The following is a 19,443-nucleotide window of genomic DNA, read 5'->3' as shown; positions in this document are numbered from 1 at the left end:
AGCGCGTGCTCACTGTCGGTGACAAGTTCCCCCAGTTCGATCTGACTGCCTGTGTCTCGCTGGAGAAGGGCTCTGAGTTCCAGCAGATCGACCACAAGACCTACGAGGGCAAGTGGAAGATCGTCTTCGCGTGGCCCAAGGACTTCACCTTCGTGTGCCCGACCGAGATCGCCGCTTTCGGCAAGCTGAACGACGAGTTCGCCGACCGTGACGCCCAGGTGCTCGGCTTCTCCGGCGACTCCGAGTTCGTGCACCACGCCTGGCGCAAGGACCACCCGGACCTCACCGACCTGCCCTTCCCGATGCTGGCCGACTCGAAGCACGAGCTCATGCGTGACCTCGGCATCGAGGGCGAGGACGGCTTCGCCCAGCGCGCCGTCTTCATCGTCGACCAGAACAACGAGATCCAGTTCACGATGGTGACCGCCGGTTCCGTCGGCCGTAACCCCAAGGAGGTCCTCCGGGTCCTCGACGCTCTCCAGACGGACGAGCTGTGCCCCTGCAACTGGACCCAGGGCGACGAGACCCTGGACCCGGTCGCGCTCCTCTCGGGCGAGTGAACGGAGCCTTCTGACATGGCACTCGACGAACTGAAGTCCGCCGTACCGGACTACGCCAAGGACCTGAAGCTGAACCTCGGCTCGGTCATCGGCAACTCGGACCTGCCGCAGCAGCAGCTGTGGGGCACGGTGCTCGCCTGCGCGATCGCATCCCGCTCCCCGAAGGTGCTGCGCGAGCTGGAGCCCGAGGCGAAGGCGAACCTCTCCCCCGAGGCGTACACCGCCGCCAAGTCGGCCGCGGCCGTCATGGCGATGAACAACGTCTTCTACCGCACGCGCCACCTGCTCTCGGACCCCGAGTACGGGACGCTGCGCGCCGGCCTGCGGATGAACGTCATCGGCAACCCGGGTGTGGAGAAGGTCGACTTCGAGCTGTGGTCGCTCGCGGTCTCCGCGATCAACGGCTGCGGCCAGTGCCTCGACTCCCACGAGCAGGTGCTGCGCAAGGCCGGCGTGGATCGCGAGACGATCCAGGAAGCCGTCAAGATCGCCGCCGTGATCCAGGCCGTCGGCGTCACGCTGGACTCCGAGGACGTCCTGGCGTAACCGCCCCGCCTCAACACAACGGCCCCGCCCGGCAGTTGCCGGGCGGGGCCGTTGTGCGTCCTCAGCCCGTACGGCGCGCGGCCAGCGCGTGGATCGTCCCGTCGTCCGTGAGCGCGAAGATCCGGTCGCCGCTGACGGACAACGCCGACGTGACACCCGCGCCCAGGTCGTAGGCGTGCGTCCGCCTGCCGGTCGAGCGGTCGAGGACGAGCAGCCTGCCGTCCCATGTCCCCACGTACACATGGGACTTGGTGACCAGCGGATGCATGGTCGGCGACCCCTCGCCCGCCGTGCAGCCCATGGCCACCCGCCACTCGTCGTCCAGCGGACTCTCCCCCGGCAGATAACCGGCCTTGGTCTGCCAGAGCGGCTTCGACGGATCGGCCGCGCCCGTGTCGTAGGCGCGTACGACACCGTCGCGCCCCGCCACGTACGCGACGCCGCCCCGCACGGCAGGACTCGTCAGCGGCGCGGGACCCGGCTCGCAGACGCCCGCACCGCCCGCCTTCGACTCCCACGTCTGCGCGCCCGTCCCCGGATCGAACCCGCGGACCCCCGATGACGTGAAGGTCACCAGCTGCGGCTCGCCCGACGCCGGACCGCCCGAGGCCGGATCGGTGAGCACCGGCGACGAGTGGCTGTCGATGTCGCCCTTGGTGTCCTTCACCCACAGCTGCTCGCAGCTCACCAGGTCCATCGCGATGACGGTGTTGCTCGAACCGGAGTGCAGATAGGCCGTGTTGGAGCCGGGCTCGCGCACCGCGGTGCTGTGGAACTGCCCCCATGAGCCCGCCGCCGCGAATCCGCCCGGCAGCTTCTCGCCGGTCTTCGCGTCCCGGCAGCGCACCGTGTCCCAGTCCTGGTAGACGGCGACGGAACGGCCCTTCGCCGACTCGCCGGTGAGCCCGAAGACGCTGACCGGTCCGCCTGCCCGACCGTGGCGGCGCACGGTGTCCCCGTGCCGCTCCTCGCGGTCGACGGCTTCCCAGACGATGTGCCCGTCCTTCGGGTCGATGGCGTAGACCCGGCCGACACCCGTCGTCAGATGGACCCGGCCGCCGTGCAGCGTGGGCGCCGACTCCGCGTCGCCGTCCAGATACGTACGCCAGATCTCACGGCCGGTGGCCACGTCGTAGGCGAGCATCATGCTGTACGGCGAGTCGAAGGCCCGCGACGAGACGATGACCTTGCCGTCGGCGACGACCGAGCCGTTGAGGTTGAACTGCTCCCCGGTGTGGCGCGCCCACTTCAGGTCGAGCACCGGACCGGGATCGTCCCCGCTCGCGGAGCGCCCGGCCTCGTCGCCGCCCTGCCGGACCCAGTCCTGCCCCGCGCCCACCGCTTCGGTCTTCCGCACCACGGTGAACGGGCTCTTCAGCGCGGGCCAGGCCTTGCCCCGGGTGTCGTACGCGACGCTCTCCGCCGTGTACGCGCCGGGCCGCAGGCCGCGCAGCCGGTCGCTCGCCCGCGTCCAGGAACCGCGGGCGTCGGGACAGGGCTCGGGCTTCCCGCCGGGTGGCGTGTAGCAGTTCTCGATGCCGGGCCTCGACGCACCGTCGCCGAACCGGAGCGACTCGCGCCGCACGACATGCCCGCGCCTGTCCCGCACGGTCACCTCGGCCCGCCCCGGTGTGCGCCCGTCGTCCTCCGCGTACACCTCGACGGGCACGCCGTCCTTCGCCGCGTGCACGCTGCCCCGCGCGGGGCTGACAAGGGCGGCGTCGTCGTCGACGTCGAACTGCCGGTGGATTCCGGTGACATGACCGGTGTCCTCGTCACGGCCCGTGCGCGGATCGTCGGTGATGCCGCTGAAGTCGAGGACCTTGTAGTCCGGGTGGCCGCCGTCGATCCCGTACGTGCCCTGGTTGTTGATCTCGACGGAGCGCTTGAAGGCGCCGCGCCGGAACTCCGACTGCTGGTTGTGCCCTGCCGCGACCATCCGCACGTCGTACTTGGCGAGTTCGTCGATGGTCGGCTGCATGCCCGCGCCCGGACCCCACTGGGTGAACAGCGAGCGGTGCGCGAAGACGAACACCTGCTTGCCGACCGCGTTGTGCGCGAGATCCCGGCGCAGCCACTCCAGCTGCGGCTTCAGGCCGCTCGCGTCGTAGTTGTCCTCAAGGACGACGATGTGGCGGCCGTCGCGGTCGAAGCTGTACCACTCGGGGCCGAGGTTGCGGCGGTAGTACTCCAGGCTGCCCGCGTAGCCCTTGGAGGACGCCGTGCCGCCGAAGTCGTGGTTGCCCATCACCGGGTAGAAGGGATGACCGAGCCTCCCCTCCTTGAGCCCCTTACTGAAGAGGTCGTAGCCGCCCTGGCGGCGCGGCTCCTCCGCGTAGTCGGTGACGGTGAGGTCGCCGGTGGCGATCTGCATCGTCGCCCCGTCGACCTCGGACATCGCCCTGACCTGACCGGTCCACTGCGGCAGGGCCTTGCGCGCTTCCTCGTCGTTACGGTTGCCGACCTCGGTGTCGGAGTTCATGACCCACTTCTCGGTGGGGTTCGCCGCGTTCTTGTCGGGGACGAGCGCGAAGTCGGCGCCCGTGGAGCCGCTCTCGGCGACCTCACGGAAGTACTTCGGTATGTAGTCCTCGCGCAGCGCGGGCGTGTAGCCGTCCGGCGAGACGATGCTGACGAGGTCCGTCTCGCGCCGGGCGGGATCGATGTCCAGGCGGTACGAACCGTCGGGCCCCGAGGCCGTCCACACCGCCCCGTCGGTGACATCGACGCCGGGCACGGGCCGCTCGCCCTTGTCCCGCTCACCGTTGGCGTTGGCGTCCCGGAAGACGGTGCCGGTCACGGTGACGGTGTCCGCGGCCCGCGTGCCGTCGGCGTAAGCGGCCTGGGGCGCGAAGCAGGACAGCGCGACGGTCCCCGCGAGGGCGAGCTTGAGCCGCCGGGTGCGCACAAGGCGTACGAGGAGCGGGAGTTGCCAGGCGGCGAGCGCGAGGAGGGCTCCGGCCGCCGTCACCGGGAGCACGGTGGCCCAGGGGAAGGAGGGCAGCGCGTGCGCGCCGCGGGCGTCCACGACCGGGGTGGCCCCCGTGGCGTCCACCGCGGTGCCGTCGAACTCGACGACGACCTGGCTCAGGCCGCCCTTCTCCAGCAGGGCGCTCACGTCGACGGAGTCGAGACGGCAGCTCCACGTCAGCTCCACGACGACGCCGTCCGGCACTCCGCCGCTGTCCCCGGCGACGCCGGAGCCGCGGGCCGGGCAGTCGGCCGAGAGCAGCCGGGACGCCCAGGCGCCGGCCTCCCCCGCGGACACCACGTCGTGGTGCACGATCAGCCGCCCGCTCGTGCCGCCGTCACCGGGGGCGACGACGAGTTCGGCCTGCTCGCGCGACACGTGCGCGGCGGCGGGCTGGACCCCGAGGCCAAGGAGCAGGACCAGCAGCCCGAGCACGAGCCCGCCCGCGGTGCGTATCCGTCTGTATCTGTGTCTGTGGCTCATGCGCGCGGACTCTAGCCACCGGAGGTGGCCGTCAGACCAAGATCCGGAGATCTTTCACTCGGCGGGCGATCCGCGCTCCACCGGCGCGACGTCCAGGGCGGTGGCGCCCCGCGGCTGAGGCGACTGCTTCAGGGCGGCCTCACGTGAGTACGCCCGCAAGTAGCCCACCACGGTGTTGGTGACGGCGACCAGCGGCACCGCGACGACGGCCCCGCCGATCCCGGCGACGAGCCCGCCCGCGGCCACGGACAGCACCACGGCCAGGGGATGCACCCGCACCGCGCGCCCGAGGATGAACGGCTGCAGGATGTGCCCCTCGATCTGCTGCACGGCGAGGACCACGACCAGGGTCATCACGCCGGTGAAGACGCCCTGGGTCACCAGACCCACGACCACGGCGAGCGCGCCCGAGATGACGGCGCCCACCAACGGGATGAACGCGAACAGGAAGATGAAGACGGCCAGCGGCACCGCCATCGGCACCCCGAGGAAGTAGATCCCGAGCCCGATGAAGATCGCGTCGATCAGAGCCACTATCACCGTGCCGCGCACATAGGCCGTCAGCGTGCGCCAGGCCCGCGGACCCGCGCCCGCGATGCCGGGCCGCGCGGGCGCGGGGACCAGCTTCAGGACCCACTCCCAGATGCGCTTGCCGTCGTAGAGGAGGAACAGCGTCGAGAACATCGCGAGCAGGATGCCCGTCATGGCCTCCACGATCACGGTGACCCCTTCGAGCCCCGCGGACGTCAGCTCCTCCGTGTTCGCGCCGACCGCCTCGCGCAGGCTCTTGGCGATGTCGTTGATCTGATCCTCGGTCACATGGAACGGGCTGGTGAGCAGCCAGTTGCGCAGATCGTCGATGCCGTCCTGGACCTGGCTGGACAGCGTGTCCACGTTGTCCATGACCTGCCAGACAACGAACCAGCCGACCAGGCCGATGACGACGAAGCCGAGGACTGCCGTGACGACGGTCGCGAGCCCCCTCGGAAGACCGAGTCGCTTGAGCCTGACCACCGTCGGCTGGAGCATCGCGGTGACGAGCAGCGCCGCGACGAAGGCGAAGACGACGAGCTGCACGGCGCTGATGACCTTCATCAACACCCAGAGCGTGCCCGCGAGCACGAGGAGACGCCAGCCGGCCTCGGCCGCGACCCGCATCCCCCACGGCACCGCCGCGACGGGGTCGGGCCTGGCCATTATGTCCGGGGCGTACGTGGGAGGCGCGGGCACCACGGTCTCCGAATCCGGTGCCGAGGCCGCCTCGGCCGCGGCGTCGCCCTCGGCGGCGGCGGCCTCGTCGGCGCTCGACCGCCGCGCCGCCCTCACGCTGTCGTCGTCAGGACCGGAATCGGGGTCGTCGCGCCCCATCCGCTCGCCCATCTGAGACAGTCCGGCACCGAGCCTGCCGATCCACCCTGGTACTCGCGACATGATCCGTCCTCTTCCCCCGTCTTGCCCCACCACTCCCCCCTGGAAGTTGTCGGACTGACCGTACACGGCGAAGACCCCCCACCGAAGGACGGTGAGGGGCCTTGAAAAGGTTGAGCGAACCGCAGCTCAGTACCAGTTGTTCGCCTGCCAGAAGTCCCAGGCACCACACGGGCTTCCGTAGCGGTCGTTCATGTAGCCGAGACCCCACTTGATCTGCGTGGCGGGGTTCGTCTGCCAGTCGGAACCGGCCGAGGACATCTTGGAGCCGGGCAGCGCCTGGACGAGGCCGTACGCGCCGGAAGAGGCGTTGGTGGCCTTGTAGTTCCAGGTGGACTCGTGGTTGACGATGTTGCTGAAGCACTGGAACTGGTCGCCGGGGACCATCTGCCGTGCCATCGCCTGGACCTGCGAGACGGAGTACGAGGACTGCGGGGCGAAGTCGGAGGCGTCGCGCGCGGAGGAACGGCTGGCCTTGACCTCGGCCTTCTCCTCGCGCTCCTTCTTGGCTGCCGCCTTCTCTGCGGCCTCCTGCTTCTCCGCGGCCTTCTGCTTCGCGATGGCGGCCTCGGCGGCCTGCTTGCGCGCTGCTTCCGCCGCAGTCTTCTTCGCGGCCGTGTCGGCAGCCATGGCCTGTGCGTCGGCCTGCTGCGTCAGGGACGCGGTCTGCACCTGGGCCTGCTGGCCCGCGGGAATGTCTGCGAGGAGAGTCGCGTCGCTTGCCGCCGCCTCGAAGTCGTTGTCATTCGAGGCGCCCGGGGTGCTGCCCGAGGCGACACCGACGACAGCGCCAACAGTGGTGACCGCGGTGGCGGATGCCACGGCGAATCCCCGGACCGAAATCCGGCTCACACGGTTTCCTTCCAGCATCGCCCGCATAGGTGACCTCGCGGACGCAATCGTGCCCCTGGACGCTGGCCTCCGCTTGGTTCTCGGTCACGGGAGGCACGGGCCCGGTGGGCAACTCCCGTGAGGGGAGCGCCACGTGGTGCTTCGGGCGGCATGCGACGGCCACTATGAAGTTCTGTTTTTTCTGAGTTGCGGTACCGCTGGGGGTACAGGTGTGTCGCATGCGGGGCCTGACAGGACCCAGACTCTGCCCCAGCCGGATGCCGCAAGGCAATTCTCCGTGCCGTGTGAAAGCTCACACCTCGTTTGCCCCAGGAGTTTTTCGGAAAAGGGCGAACGCCATGACGCCGCCCGGCTAGGCTCCTTCGCTTCGCCGGGCGGCGCCAACTACTGCGTAACCAGGGTCAACTGGTTCAGATCGATCCGTCCTCCAGCATTTCGGTCACGAGCGCCGCGATCGGCGAACGCTCGGAGCGGGTGAGCGTGACATGGGCGAACAGCGGATGGCCCTTCAGCTTCTCCACCACGGCAACTACCCCGTCGTACCGCCCCACTCGGAGGTTGTCGCGCTGGGCGACGTCATGAGTGAGGACGACACGGGAGTTCGCCCCGATCCTGGACAGAACGGTCAGAAGAACGTTTCGTTCCAGGGATTGGGCCTCGTCGACGATCACGAACGCGTCGTGCAACGAGCGCCCGCGGATATGGGTGAGCGGGAGCACTTCGAGCATGCCGCGCGCCGTCACCTCCTCGATGACCGCCTTGCCCGCCACCGAGCCGAGCGTGTCGAAGACCGCCTGCGCCCAGGGGCCCATCTTCTCGGCCTCGGTGCCGGGCAGATAGCCGAGCTCCTGCCCGCCCACCGCGTACAGCGGCCGGAAGACCATCACCTTCTGGTGCTGCCGTCGCTCCAGGACGGCCTCAAGTCCCGCGCAGAGCGCGAGGGCCGACTTGCCGGTGCCCGCCCGGCCGCCCATCGACATGATGCCGATGTCCGGATCGAGCAGCAGATCCAGCGCGATGCGCTGCTCCGCACTCCTCCCCTTGATGCCGAAGGCCTCACGATCGCCGCGTACGAGACGGACGTTGCCCTCGGCCGTGACGCGGCCCAGAGCCTTGCCCTTCTCGGACTGGATGGTGAGACCCGTGTGGACGGGCAGGTCGGCCGCCTCGGGGACGTACAGCGTGTCTTCCTCGAAGAGGAGGTCCACCTGTTCCCCGGAGAGGGTCAGTTCGGACATTCCGGTCCAGCCGGAGTCCGTGATGGCGAGCTCGGCGCGGTACTCCTCCGCGAGGAGGCCGACCGAGGACGCCTTGATCCTCAGAGGCAGATCCTTGGAGACGACGGTGACGTCGTACCCCTCTGCCTGGAGGTTGCGCGCTACGGCGAGAATCCGTGAGTCGTTGTCCCCCAACCGGTAGCCGGCCGGAAGCACGCCGGGATCGGAGTGGTTGAGCTCGACGCGCAGCGTGCCGCCCAGATCGCCGATCGGGATCGGCGCGTCCAGGCGACCGTGCCGGACCCGGCAGTCGTCCAGGAGGCGCAGGGCCTGCCGGGCGAAGTAGCCGAGCTCGGGATGGTGCCGCTTCGCCTCGAGCTCCGTGACCACGACGACGGGCAGCACGACTTCGTGCTCGTCGAAGCGGTACATGGAGTTCGGGTCTGCGAGCAGAACGCTGGTGTCGAGAACATAGGTGCGCCTGTCGGGCATGCGGCGCTTTGTGCTGGTCACCACGGAAGGACGTACCCCCTCGGATGAGGTCGGGGAGCGACGGGAAGGATGCCGGGAGAAGTCCGGACCGGTCTCGTGCCGCAGTGCGCGGGCCGAGCTCCGGCCCTCCACTTCGCCCGTACTCACCGCACGGTCGTCCTGGTGCAAAGGGCCTCCCGGGCGGACGGCCCCATGCCGCCCGCTGAGATACGACATCCGTGAATCGGATGTCGACCTGGAAGGCTTATTCCCTCGAACATGCGCAGCCATGCCAGGGCATATGACGGCGCATCCGTGAACTCTGGGTTACTCACACCTCACCGACATGAGCACCTCGCGGGCGTCAGCCCCCGTAACGCCGGTGCCGGGCCGCGTAATCACGCAGCGCACGCAGGAAGTCGACCTTGCGGAAGGCCGGCCAGAAGACTTCACAGAAGTAGTACTCGGAGTGGGCCGACTGCCAGAGCATGAAGCCGGACAGACGCTGCTCACCACTCGTTCGGATCACCAGGTCCGGGTCCGGCTGGCCGCGTGTGTAGAGGTGCTTGGAGATCAGGTCGACGTCGACGGTCTCGGCGACGTCCTCCAGGCTCGTGCCCTTCTCCGCGTGGTCCAGGATCAGCGAGCGGACCGCGTCGGCGATCTCCTGCCGGCCGCCGTATCCGACGGCCACATTGACCAGTATTCCCTTGTTCCCGTGGGTGGACTGCTCGGCCTCCTTGAGGACGGCCTGGGTGCGGGCGGGAAGGAGGTCCATCGTGCCCACGTGGTGCACGCGCCAGCGGCCGTCGGCGGCGAGGCTGCGGACCGTGTCCTCGATGATGCCGAGGAGCGGGATGAGCTCCTGCTCCGGGCGGTCGAAGTTGTCCGTCGACAGCATCCAGAGGGTGACGACCTCGACGTCCGTCTCGGCGCACCAGCCGAGGAACTCCTCGATCTTGTACGCACCCGCCTGGTGGCCCTGTTCGGTGGTCCCGCCGGACGCCTTTGCCCAGCGCCTGTTGCCGTCGAGGATGACCCCGATGTGCTTGGGCACCTGGTCGTGGTCGAGGCGGCCTTCCACCCGGCGTGCGTAAAGTCCGTACACCAGGTCGCGCAGGTTCACTTCTGTCAGCCCCTCCATGCAGATGGCAGTCCCCGAAGGCGAAAGCCTACCGCTGTGGGGGCGGTCCTCTGCCCCTGGGTGATGCGGGGCCGACACCACAAGATCCGGGCCTGAAGTAGCTTCGTACCCATGAACGACACGTCTCTGTACCGAGCGGCAACGGACCGTTACAGCACCATGGAGTACCGGCGCACGGGCCGCAGCGGCCTGAAGCTGCCCGCCGTCTCCCTCGGCCTGTGGCACAACTTCGGTGACGACAAGTCCCTGGAGAGCCAGCGCGCGATCCTGCGTCGCGCCTTCGACCTGGGCGTCACTCACTTCGACCTGGCGAACAACTACGGCCCGCCGGCCGGTTCGGCCGAGCTCAACTTCGGCAAGCTGTTCGCGCAGGACTTCGCCCCGTACCGCGATGAATTGGTCATTTCGACCAAGGCGGGCTACCTCATGCACCCCGGCCCGTACGGCGAGTGGGGTTCGCGCAAATACCTGATGTCGTCCCTGGACGCGTCGCTCAAGCGCATGGGCGTGGACTACGTCGACATCTTCTACTCGCACCGCTTCGACCCGCAGACCCCGCTCGAGGAGACAATGGGCGCGCTCGCGTCCGCCGTGCAGCAGGGCAAGGCGCTGTACGTGGGCGTCTCCTCCTACAACAGCGAGCAGACCGCCGAAGCGGCGCGCCTGCTGCGGGAGATGGGCGTGCCCGCCCTCATCCACCAGCCCTCGTACTCGATGATCAACCGCTGGACCGAGGACGACGGCCTGCTCGACACCCTCGAGGGCGCGGGAATGGGCTGCATCTCCTTCGTGCCGCTGGCGCAGGGCCTGCTCACGAACAAGTACCTGAAGGGCATCCCGGAGGGCTCGCGCGCGACGCAGGGCAAGTCGCTCGACCCCGACCTCCTGAGCGACGAGGTCGTGCGCCGCCTCAATGGCCTGAATGACATCGCGGCCCGCCGCGACCAGTCGCTCGCGCAACTGGCGCTCAACTGGGTCCTGCGCGACGAGCGGATGACCTCCGCGCTCATCGGCGCCTCCAGCGTGAAGCAGCTGGAGGAGAACGTGGCGGCGCTGGCGGGGCCGAAGCTCACGGACGAGGAGCTCGCCGAGATCGACACGTACGCGGTCTCCACGCCCGGCACCAACATCTGGGCCGGGCGGGGTTAGTTCCGGCGGGGTTCCTCAGGCCGCGTATCCCTGCCCCGGGGCAGGGATACGCGGGCGCTTGAACCAGGCGCCCGCCGCACCCTGCGCGAGCAGAACGACCGTGGCGACCGAGCCGAGCAGGCCCAGGAGCCCGCCCGGGTTGCCGCCGGCGAGGCTGCCGAGTCCGAGGGCGATCTGCACGCTCATCAGGACGATGCAGGTCACGCGTATGCCGTTGCCCGCGCTCTTGAACGTGAAGGCGAAACCGGCGGTCACCAGGAGGAGCAGGCTCGCCCCGACGGCCGCACCGGCCGTCTCGGCGTCCCCCGAGGCCGCGATCGCGATCGTGCCGAGCAGCACCAGCCCGGCGAGGACCCAGACGACGATCTGCGCGGCGCGGACCACGCCGGGCATCGTGTGCGGGACGACCGGGCCGTGGCCGTACCCATAGGCGTTCGCGTACCCGGGGTCCTGGGCCGGACCGGTGTAACTGGGGAGGCCCGGCTGCGGGTTGGCCTGCGGGTCATGGGGCGGCGGAGGGAACTGGTTCGACATGTCCCTGACCATATCCGGAGGTCCCGCCTCAGCGTCGGGGCGGTACGCGGCACGGGCGGCGCGAGGTCCGGCGTCCTGGCACAAAAAATCGGGCCGGTCCGTGGGGGGGAGACGGACCGGCCCGAGGGGGGGTTTCCACCATAACCCTTCGTAAGTGATGCTGCGCGCATCGGCGTGCCACAACTACTCTCCGAAACCGGCCGACGACTCCGGGCCCCTGTTCCCGCACCGGATTTCGGCCCCGGCGACAGAATCAGGCCTCGCACGGCGGTAGCCCATTGGAGGGACGGGGGCCGGGGCGCCCCCTTGACGCGGCGGACGGAGGGGCCGCTAGCTTCGGCTCGCATGGCGACGCTTCTGCTCCCGTCCGGCCGGACCCTCCCCCTGGAGATCGCGGACTCCGCCGGCGCGCGGCGGCGCGGGCTGCTCGGCCGGGACGGGGTCGCCGGGGCGCTGCTGCTGACCCCGGCGAGCAGTGTGCACACGGTGGGGATGCGGTTCGCGATCGACGTGGCGTACCTGGACCGGGAGCTGCGGGTGCTGTCCGTGCGGACGATGCGTCCCCTGCGGATCGGGCGGCCCCGGCCGCGGGCCCGGCACGTCCTGGAGGCGGAGGCCGGAGCGATGGCCCTGTGGGGCGTGCGCCGGGGTGCGCGGGTCGAGGTGCGGTCCGCGGACTCCTTCGCCGGTCCCGGCGGGGAATGAGGGCGCGCGGAGCCGCGCAGCCCCCTCCGCCGCGCGGCACCGCACACGTGGCTTTGCTCACGCGAATTCGCCTTGGTCTGAACTTACGTGATGTGCGCGGCTGAATCGAGTCAGTGCCGATAACGATGCGGAATCAACGCGACCTGTTTCGGGATCACTTGGTTAACGATCGGCGCGCGGAGCAACCCTCCACCGCGTTTTCCCGTCCCGCTGCTCGTTCCCGTCCGGCGGCTCGCTTCCCGTCAGGCGGCTTTGCCGTCCTTCTTGCATTCGCGGTTGGCCACCAGCTGCTGCATGTGCTCGTCGCCCCACACGCCCAGCGGGATCAGCGCCTCGTTCAGGGACTGGCCGAGGGGGGTCAGCGAGTACTCGACCTTCGGCGGGACCTCCCGGTACACCTCGCGGTGCACGATGCCGTCGGACTCCAGCTCGCGGAGCTGCTGGATGAGCACCTTCTCGCTGATTCCGGCGATATGACGCCGGAGCTCGCCGAAGCGGAGCGTCGCGCTCGCGTACAACGCCCAGAGGATCATCGGCTTCCACTTGCCGCCGACGACGTCCACGGCCGCGTCGAGCCCACACGCGTACAGCGTCTTGGTCTCCTTGCCGCTCCTGCCGCCGCTCTCCGAATTACCCTCCGTGCCGCTCTTCGGCATGGTCCACTCCTCAGGTCCGCAGAGCCACTTACTGGATCGACAGTACTGAAGGGGAACGCCGATGACCGTCGCCGCTATTTCGTGGAGTGCCGCCAACGCCCGGCGCATGGAGCGGCAGTTCCTGCTGAATCCGGCGAAGCCTGGCGAGGCCGGCCCCGGCGAGGTCGTCGACGCGATGCTGGCGGCACACGCCCAGGTGATGTCCGCCGCCGAGCTGTCGGTGGGGCTGCGGATGGACGGGGCGACCCGCCTCGACGTACGCCACGCGCTGTGGGGCGAGGAGCCGAGCCTGGTCAAGACATACGGGCCGCGCGGCACGATCCACTGCCTCCCCGTCTCCGAACTCCCCATGTGGACGGGCGCGTTGTCCGCGGTCCCGGGCGGACCGAGCCCCTTCAAGGCGGGCGACCGGCTGACGCCGTCCCAGACGGACGAGATCGTGCGCGCGATCGGCGAGGCGCTCGACGGGGCCTGTCTGACCATCGACGAGCTCAGCGACGAGGTGGTGGCGCGTACCGGGCCCTGGGCGGGCGATCTGGTGATGCCCGCCTTCCAGGGCATGTGGCCGCGCTGGCGCTCGGTCATGCACGTGGCGGGCCACCGCGGGGTGCTGTGCTTCGCGCCGAACCGGGGCCGCAAGGTGACGTACACGCGTCCGTCGGCCGCCGGGTCCGAGGAGCCGCCGCTCTCCGCCGAGGTGGCGACGGGGCGCCTGGTGCGGCGCTTCCTCTACGCGTACGGACCTGCGACGTCCCCCGAGTTCGCCAAGTGGGCTGCTGCGCCCGCCGGTTGGGCGGGCGAGGTGTTCGCCTCGCTGGCCTCCGCCGGGGAGATCGAGGCGGTGGAGATGGAGGGGGTGCCGTCGTCGTGGGTGGTCGCGGGCGACACGGAGTTCCCGGCGGAGCCCGTGCGGGGCGTCCGGCTCCTGCCGTACTTCGACGCGTACGTGATTGCCTCGCACCCGCGCGAGCGGCTCTTCCCCGGCCGGGCCTACGCGCGTGCGCTGGCCGGGGGCCAGGCGGGCAACTTCCCCGTGCTGCTGGTCGACGGGCTCGTGGCGGGGGTCTGGCACCAGCGGCGCTCAGGGCGGCGGATCACCGTGACGGTGGAGCCGCTCGGCTCGCTGAGCGCGGGGCAGCAGCGGGAGCTGGCGGGGCAGGCGGAGCGGGTGGGGGAAGTGCTTGAGGGGCGGGCGGAGCTGGTGGTGGGACCGGTGACGGTGGGGGCGCACGCGTAGGTCAGCCGTCCACGCCCCGCCCTGTGCAATCAGCGGCGCCAGCGCCCGCCGACAACACGACCTGCCGACGGACGCCGGCCGGTCGCTGTCGTCGCCCGCGCTCCCCCTCCCCGTGGCGGTGGCAGTGGCGGTGGCGGTGGCGGTGGCGGTGGCGGTGGCGTCAGTCAGCGCTTGCGGGCGTCGAAGAGATGCCGTGTGCTGTGGGCCACGAACGGGCCCTTGGCCTCGATCTGCTCGTGCAGCTCAAGCAGCCGCGGCCGGTACTTCTCCACCGAGAAGTCCGGCACCATCCACACGACCTTCCGCAGGAAGTGGACGACGGCCCCGATGTCGCGGAACTCGATCCGAAGCCGCTCGGCCCGCAGGTCGACGATCTCCAGGCCCGCCGCCTCCGCCTCGGCGCGCTCGCCGTCGGGGTGGCGTCCGTCGCGTACTTCATCGGGCTGCGGCCCGAGGAAGTACTCGACGACCTCGAAGACGCTGGCGGGGCCGACGTGCTGGGCGAAGTACGTCCCGCCGGGGCGCAGCACGCGCGCGATCTCGTCGAAGTGGGCCTTCACCGGATGCCGGCTGGTGACCAGGTCGAACGCCTCCGCGGCGAACGGCAGCGGCGCGTCCTCGGGCGAGGCCACGACGACCGCGCCGCGCGGATGCAGCAGGGCGGTGGCCTTGGCGACGTTCGGCGGCCACCCCTCCGTGGCGACGGCGAGCGGCGGCAGCGAGGGCGCGGAGGCGAGGACTTCGCCGCCGCCGGTCTGGATGTCGAGGGAGGCGGTGGAGCGCCCGAGGCGCTCCCCCATGGCGTAGGCGTACCGCCAGGAGGGCCGCTCCTCCGTGGCCCGCCCCTCGAACCAGGAGAAGTCCCAGCCTTCGGTGGGGGCGGACTCGGCTTCGGCCACAAGTTCGTCGAAGGTGAAGCTGCTCATGGAGCGATCTTCGCATCACACGGCCTCTCGGCTCACTCCGATTACTCCGGTCACTCCGATTACTCCGGAGGTGACTGGCCGGTGGGCCGTACCGTGATGGCGATGAGCGACGATCCTGCGAGGCTGCGGCCCGTACGTGAAGATGATCTGCCCCTGCTCGAACGGTTCCTCACCGACCCGGACGTGTGCGGGGATTTCCAGTGGCAGGGGTGGAAGGATCCCCACACCTTCAGGCGGCGTTTCGCCGATGACGGGATGCTCGGCGCCGACAAGGGCCAGCTGATGGTGGCCTCCGGCGATGATCCACTCGGCTTCGTGGGATGGCGGAAGGTGGAGGTCTTCCGCACCTCGTACTTCTGGAACATCGGAATTCAGCTTCTGCCGGACGCCCGTGGCCGCGGAGTCGGCACACGAGCCCAGCGGCTGCTGGTGCGGTACCTCTTCGCCCACACCCCCGTGATGCGGATCGAGGCGGACACCGAGTCCGAGAACATCGCCGAGCAGCGGGCCCTGGAGAAGGTCGGTTTCACGCGCGAAGGCGTCTCCCGCAGCGTGCTGTTCCGGGACGGGCAGTGGCGGGACGGGGTGCGGTACGCGGTGCTGCGGGGCGATGCGGGGTGGCGGGACGGCGGCATGTGACCGCTGGGAGCCGGCCACTCTCGGCTGACGGACAAGAACGCGCAGGTCAGAGCCCTCGCACCCCCGCACCGTCGAGTACGATCTTCGGCGACCAAGATTGTTCATGGGGGAACGCATGCACCTCAGCTCGACGACTCGCATCGCCGGAGCCGCAAACGCCGATGTCTCGCCCCGCGCGAAGCCCGACGTGAGGGCATGACCTGCATGATCAACAGGACGGCGTCGGCGACGCGCACCATCGACGCGGGGGTCGGGCTCAGCCGCGGGGCCGTCGTGGGCAGCCTGAACATCAGCCGGGCCAAGACCCAGTCCGTCGCCGTGACGTGCAGTTCGCCGGTGAAGAAGGGGCAGTCCGACGCCTTCAACCCGGCTCCGGCGAAGGTGAGTTGCAAGGTCAAGTGAGTGCCTTCCCTGACCGAGCCAGGCCCCGCCGTGCTACGGCGAGGGCCGTTGCCGTGACCTTCGCGGCCTTCACGGCCTTCGCCGGCGGCGCGATGCTGCTGAGCGGGTGCGGTACCCACTCCGACTACTCCGACTCCGACTCCGACCCGGACGAGCCCGGCCCCGTACCGATCTCCTCGTTCATCGGTCAGACCGTGGCCCAAGTGGAAGGGGGCCTGCCGTCGGCCTCGTCGATGGTGTCGTACGACCTGTCCAAGCCGGTCACCGGCGCCGGGGCGACGTACGGCACCGCGAAGGACAAGGGGACGCACGCCGATTGGATCGTGGTGGTGGCGTGCGCGGACACGAAGAACCTTGAGGACGACACTCAACTCGCGGCCGGTGTCCTGCGTGCGGACGCGTATACGGATGCGGTCGCGCGGAAGGCCAAGGAGCATGCCTTCGACCGCTACTTGACGGAGTGCGGCAAGTAGCTTGCCGCTTGGCACTTGTCACCGGTGGCCGCCGCTCGCTTCGAGGGGCCGGTGGCTTCGGTTGGCACCGGGGCCGCCCGGTTGTCCTGAGGTTGGCGGTTCCGGGCCGGGTGTCAAGGGCGCTTCGCTGCGCTACGCGTCGGCTGCGCCGATTCCGCTTCGCTTCACCCTTGACTCCCGTCCCTCCACCGCGCGAAGGGATATGACCGGGCGGCCACGGGGTGGGACTCTGGACCACTCCCGTCGGGTCAGGGGGGTCTCGTGGCCGGGTGCGGCCCGGCTCATTGCGGGTGGCCCCCACGGGCAGAAGGGCAGACGCCCGGTCCGCAGCCGCTTCGGTGGTGGGTGCCGGTCTCGTCAAGCGCCTGCCGACCGGATCTTCCGGGGCGGCCGTCACGCAGAAGGTGTGAGAGGACGAGGAAGAGCCACACCCACCGGCACCTACTTTCGCGAAGTTGTGTTCTGACACCAGGGGGGCGCGCGCTTCGCGGAACGCGCCTTCTCGAAATTAGGTGCCGGACCCCCTGCCCAACCAACGCCCGGGAGCCACACGGTCGGACGTGGCGGCGGAGGACAGCCGCTTGACGAAACCGGCAGCCCTCCCGGAGCGGCTGCGCACCGGGCGCCCGGCCCCTGTCCGCGTGAGGGGCACGCCGGAAGATCCGGTCCGCACCCGGCCGTGAGAGCCCGACGGCCCCACGGGAGTGGTCGAGAGTCCCGCCCCTCGGGCCGTCCGGTCGTCTTCCCTCGCGCGGTGGAGGGCCGGGTGTCAAGGGTGGAGCGCAGCGAAATCGGCGCAGCCGACGCGTAGCGCAGCGGAGCGCCCTTGACTCCCGGACCGGAACCGCCAACCTCGGGACACCGGATGGCCCCGGCACACAGCAAGGCCACAGGCACAGCGAAGACCGGTGGGGCCGGCGTCCAGGGCCGCAGGTCAGTCCTGGTTCCCGGAGCCGGAGGGGGATGTCCCCGTGTCCGCCCCGGCTCCCCGGGGGAAGGACACCTCGACTCGGCGGTTCTTCTTGCGGCCCTCCTCGGAGCCGTTGTCCGCGATCGGGTAGTCCTCGCTGTAGCCGCGTACGGAGTACGTGACCTCGGGGCCCAGATAGCTAGCCATCTTGTCGTGCACCGCCTCCGCGCGTTCGCGGGACAGCTTCTTGCCGTGGCTGTACGAGCCGAGGTTGTCCGTGAAGCCGAACACCCTGACGTTCGTCGCCTGCTGGGCCTTCGCCTCCTCGGCGATCGCCTTGATACGTGCGTTCGCCTCGGGGTTCAGCTTGGGGCTGTTCTTGGCGAACAGCACCTCCGCCTGCAGCGCGAACTTCACGTCCGTGTTCGTGTCCTCGCGGCGCTCCTCACCACCGAGGTCCTCGACGACGGACTTGATGTCCAGGACCTTCGCGGGGGCCAGGGTCGCCCCGTCGGCCAGCTTCAGACCGGGGCTGTTGGAGTCCACCTCCTGGGGGGCGGTGGAGGTTGTGCTGCCGGGGGGTGCGCTGGGGTCCTCGTCGTCGGCGAAGGCGGGGGTGCCGGTCAGGAGGACCAGGGCCGTGAGGGTGGCCGTGGCTGTGGCGAGGGTGCGGGAGCGTGGGTGGCCCATGGGTCACTCACTCTCGCTGATCTCGATGGAGGCGGGAGGCATGGCGCCTACCTGGAAGTCAACCTTGGCGCTACCTTCCGGCGGCGCCGGGAACTGGGCGTACCAGTCAGCGGTTTGGCCGGGCTTCACACCACCTGTGAACTTGGTGCACAAGCACCGCCCCTCGGTGTCGCGGAGGACGAGGTACTTCTTCTTTCCCGCGTTGTCGATCAGGTTGGCTCCTGCTACCGATGAACCGTTCTTGTTCAGCTCACGCTCTTCGCCACGCCAGTTGGCAGCAGCCCAGAACTTGCCCCCGCTGTTCGTCACCTTGCCCGAAACCGTAACGAAGCCCCCCTCGTCACGAACGGCCGAAGAGACCGTCAGCGTAATGTTCTCCTCACCCTTAACCTCTGCCAACACCTTGTCTGTCGCTGGGGCTTGGGGCTCCTCACTCTTCTCATCGTCACCCCCACCACCCTTGGTCGTAGCGGGTGAAGAAGCGCCCTTCTCTGACTTGTCATCGCTGTCGCCGCCCCCACCACCGCAGCCAGCGACCGTGAGGACCAGCCCAGTAGTGATCGCCACAGCGGCCATTGCCCTGCGGGTCTTAATGGTGCGCCGAATGTTCATCGGTACAGCTTCCTTCTTTCGTCGGCCACTCATCAGTCAGCCAGGTGGACAGAGAAGAGAACGGATGCGTCCGGAAGATCATCCAGTTCGAAGTCGTCCGGGTCGATCTCGAAAGAGTCGCCGCCGTCGCAGTCGAATTCCACGACCTTCTCCGGGTCAGCCGAAGGAGCGACATCGCAGCGCGGCTTGATGATGGCGGTGGCCTCGGCCGTGGCGTGCTGGCTCTCCGTGCCCGGAATGATGGAGTCTCCGACGGTGTAGTTGGTCTCGATCTTCACCGAGAATCCCGGGTAGCCATTTACTTCAGCCGCCCCGAACTGGCTCACAGCCGAGTCGTTCTCCGCAGCCAGCGCATCCGCCGCGCCTTCGGCGCCGTCGCCGTTGAACTTGTCGCCGTCCAGCCAGTCGAGCCAGTCGTCCCCCTCGCCGATGGACGCCCCCAGCCCGTCAACGAGTTCCTCTCTGGCGTCTTGGGCAGCCGCCAGCGCCGCGGCATCAGCAGCAGACTGGGCGCCGTTCCGCGCGGATGCGGCTTGAGCGAACGCGAAGAACGCGAACGCAACAAAGAGCAGAATCCCCGTCATCCAAATGTAGATGGGGAGAGTCTGCCCTGTGTCATCGAAGCGTCGACCGCGCCTCAGCCGCCGATTACGTCCGACACCGCGTCCTGAATCGCCCCGGAGATCTGGCCGTCGAGCCCCAAGCCGTCGATGAGCACGAAGATCCCCGCAATAAGAATCATGAGCCCCGCATACTCCACAAACCCAGCCCCCGCATCCCGCTCCCTCCCCCGAACCCGGGAAGTCACGGTCACGGTCCAGTCCACCCAGACTCTGAG

At 69.4% G+C, this 19,443-nt stretch carries 20 protein-coding genes; 8 read left to right on the top strand and 12 right to left on the bottom strand.

Annotated elements, in window-relative coordinates; genetic code table 11:
* Nucleotides 1–5 precede the first annotated feature (5 nt).
* Nucleotides 6–560 (top strand): peroxiredoxin, encoded by a 555-nt coding sequence (locus AC07AG_RS12825; RefSeq protein ID WP_344523337.1) that lies wholly within the window; start codon nucleotides 6–8, stop codon nucleotides 558–560.
* Between the two features lie 15 nt (nucleotides 561–575).
* A complete protein-coding gene (locus AC07AG_RS12820) occupies nucleotides 576–1,106 on the top strand; it encodes an alkyl hydroperoxide reductase (protein WP_478754560.1) in 531 nt (176 codons plus the stop codon).
* 61 nt (nucleotides 1,107–1,167) lie between these two features.
* Here AC07AG_RS12820 and AC07AG_RS12815 read toward each other — a convergent pair whose 3' ends face one another.
* The 5 genes from AC07AG_RS12815 to AC07AG_RS12795 form a co-directional block, all read right to left on the bottom strand.
* A complete protein-coding gene (locus AC07AG_RS12815; protein ID WP_478754558.1) occupies nucleotides 1,168–4,560 on the bottom strand; it encodes an outer membrane protein assembly factor BamB family protein in 3,393 nt (1,130 codons plus the stop codon).
* Between the two features lie 54 nt (nucleotides 4,561–4,614).
* Nucleotides 4,615–5,991: an AI-2E family transporter gene (locus AC07AG_RS12810; RefSeq protein ID WP_478754556.1), complete on the bottom strand. Its 1,377-nt coding sequence runs from the start codon at nucleotides 5,989–5,991 to the stop codon at nucleotides 4,615–4,617.
* A gap of 126 nt (nucleotides 5,992–6,117) precedes the next feature.
* A complete protein-coding gene (locus tag AC07AG_RS12805; protein ID WP_478754554.1) occupies nucleotides 6,118–6,840 on the bottom strand; it encodes an aggregation-promoting factor C-terminal-like domain-containing protein in 723 nt (240 codons plus the stop codon).
* Nucleotides 6,841–7,250: 410 nt separating this feature from the next.
* Complete coding sequence (locus tag AC07AG_RS12800) at nucleotides 7,251–8,573, bottom strand: PhoH family protein (protein ID WP_478754552.1); 1,323 nt, start codon at nucleotides 8,571–8,573, stop codon at nucleotides 7,251–7,253.
* 319 nt (nucleotides 8,574–8,892) lie between these two features.
* A complete protein-coding gene (locus tag AC07AG_RS12795; protein WP_361055785.1) occupies nucleotides 8,893–9,654 on the bottom strand; it encodes an isoprenyl transferase in 762 nt (253 codons plus the stop codon).
* Between the two features lie 129 nt (nucleotides 9,655–9,783).
* Here AC07AG_RS12795 and mgrA point away from each other — a divergent pair, with 129 nt between their 5' ends.
* The gene (gene mgrA / locus AC07AG_RS12790; RefSeq protein ID WP_478754549.1) at nucleotides 9,784–10,821 is read left to right on the top strand and encodes an L-glyceraldehyde 3-phosphate reductase; all 1,038 of its coding nucleotides are present in this window, start codon (nucleotides 9,784–9,786) and stop codon (nucleotides 10,819–10,821) included.
* Nucleotides 10,822–10,836: 15 nt separating this feature from the next.
* On the opposite strand, the gene AC07AG_RS12785 is transcribed toward mgrA, so the two are convergent.
* Entirely contained in the window at nucleotides 10,837–11,355 is a 519-nt protein-coding gene (locus AC07AG_RS12785) for a hypothetical protein (protein WP_478754548.1), read from the bottom strand.
* Nucleotides 11,356–11,700: 345 nt separating this feature from the next.
* On the opposite strand from AC07AG_RS12785, the gene AC07AG_RS12780 reads away from it, so the two are divergent.
* Complete coding sequence (locus tag AC07AG_RS12780; protein ID WP_478754546.1) at nucleotides 11,701–12,060, top strand: DUF192 domain-containing protein; 360 nt, start codon at nucleotides 11,701–11,703, stop codon at nucleotides 12,058–12,060.
* A gap of 242 nt (nucleotides 12,061–12,302) precedes the next feature.
* Here the strand turns inward: AC07AG_RS12780 and AC07AG_RS12775 are convergent, their stop codons facing one another.
* Entirely contained in the window at nucleotides 12,303–12,716 is a 414-nt protein-coding gene (locus tag AC07AG_RS12775) for a winged helix-turn-helix transcriptional regulator (protein ID WP_478754544.1), read from the bottom strand.
* Between the two features lie 61 nt (nucleotides 12,717–12,777).
* On the opposite strand from AC07AG_RS12775, the gene AC07AG_RS12770 reads away from it, so the two are divergent.
* The gene (locus AC07AG_RS12770; RefSeq protein WP_478754542.1) at nucleotides 12,778–13,953 is read left to right on the top strand and encodes a winged helix DNA-binding domain-containing protein; all 1,176 of its coding nucleotides are present in this window, start codon (nucleotides 12,778–12,780) and stop codon (nucleotides 13,951–13,953) included.
* Nucleotides 13,954–14,117: 164 nt separating this feature from the next.
* On the opposite strand, the gene AC07AG_RS12765 is transcribed toward AC07AG_RS12770, so the two are convergent.
* On the bottom strand, nucleotides 14,118–14,879 hold the full coding sequence (locus tag AC07AG_RS12765; protein ID WP_478754541.1) for a class I SAM-dependent methyltransferase: 762 nt from the start codon (nucleotides 14,877–14,879) through the stop codon (nucleotides 14,118–14,120).
* Between the two features lie 102 nt (nucleotides 14,880–14,981).
* Between AC07AG_RS12765 and AC07AG_RS12760 the strand changes: the two genes are divergently transcribed.
* From AC07AG_RS12760 to AC07AG_RS12750, 3 genes are all read left to right on the top strand, one after another.
* Entirely contained in the window at nucleotides 14,982–15,518 is a 537-nt protein-coding gene (locus AC07AG_RS12760; protein ID WP_478754539.1) for a GNAT family N-acetyltransferase, read from the top strand.
* A gap of 204 nt (nucleotides 15,519–15,722) precedes the next feature.
* Complete coding sequence (locus tag AC07AG_RS12755) at nucleotides 15,723–15,920, top strand: hypothetical protein (RefSeq protein WP_478754537.1); 198 nt, start codon at nucleotides 15,723–15,725, stop codon at nucleotides 15,918–15,920.
* A 53-nt stretch (nucleotides 15,921–15,973) separates the two neighbouring features.
* Nucleotides 15,974–16,393 (top strand): hypothetical protein, encoded by a 420-nt coding sequence (locus AC07AG_RS12750; RefSeq protein ID WP_478754536.1) that lies wholly within the window; start codon nucleotides 15,974–15,976, stop codon nucleotides 16,391–16,393.
* Between the two features lie 934 nt (nucleotides 16,394–17,327).
* Here AC07AG_RS12750 and AC07AG_RS12745 read toward each other — a convergent pair.
* The 4 genes from AC07AG_RS12745 to AC07AG_RS12730 are packed head-to-tail and all read right to left on the bottom strand — an operon-like array spanning nucleotide 17,328 to nucleotide 19,431.
* Complete coding sequence (locus AC07AG_RS12745; protein ID WP_478754534.1) at nucleotides 17,328–17,993, bottom strand: OmpA family protein; 666 nt, start codon at nucleotides 17,991–17,993, stop codon at nucleotides 17,328–17,330.
* Nucleotides 17,994–17,996: 3 nt separating this feature from the next.
* The gene (locus AC07AG_RS12740) at nucleotides 17,997–18,605 is read right to left on the bottom strand and encodes a hypothetical protein (protein WP_478754532.1); all 609 of its coding nucleotides are present in this window, start codon (nucleotides 18,603–18,605) and stop codon (nucleotides 17,997–17,999) included.
* 32 nt (nucleotides 18,606–18,637) lie between these two features.
* Nucleotides 18,638–19,246: a pilus assembly protein TadG-related protein gene (locus AC07AG_RS12735; RefSeq protein WP_478755525.1), complete on the bottom strand. Its 609-nt coding sequence runs from the start codon at nucleotides 19,244–19,246 to the stop codon at nucleotides 18,638–18,640.
* The gene (locus AC07AG_RS12730; protein WP_478755523.1) at nucleotides 19,243–19,431 is read right to left on the bottom strand and encodes a hypothetical protein; all 189 of its coding nucleotides are present in this window, start codon (nucleotides 19,429–19,431) and stop codon (nucleotides 19,243–19,245) included. The genes AC07AG_RS12735 and AC07AG_RS12730 overlap by 4 nt, the downstream gene beginning before the upstream one ends.
* Nucleotides 19,432–19,443 lie beyond the last annotated feature (12 nt).

Source organism: Streptomyces sp. NPDC044044 (genome assembly GCF_056434405.1).
The sequence above is the reverse complement of the archived record's forward strand: the minus strand, read 5'-3'. Positions and strand labels throughout refer to the sequence as shown.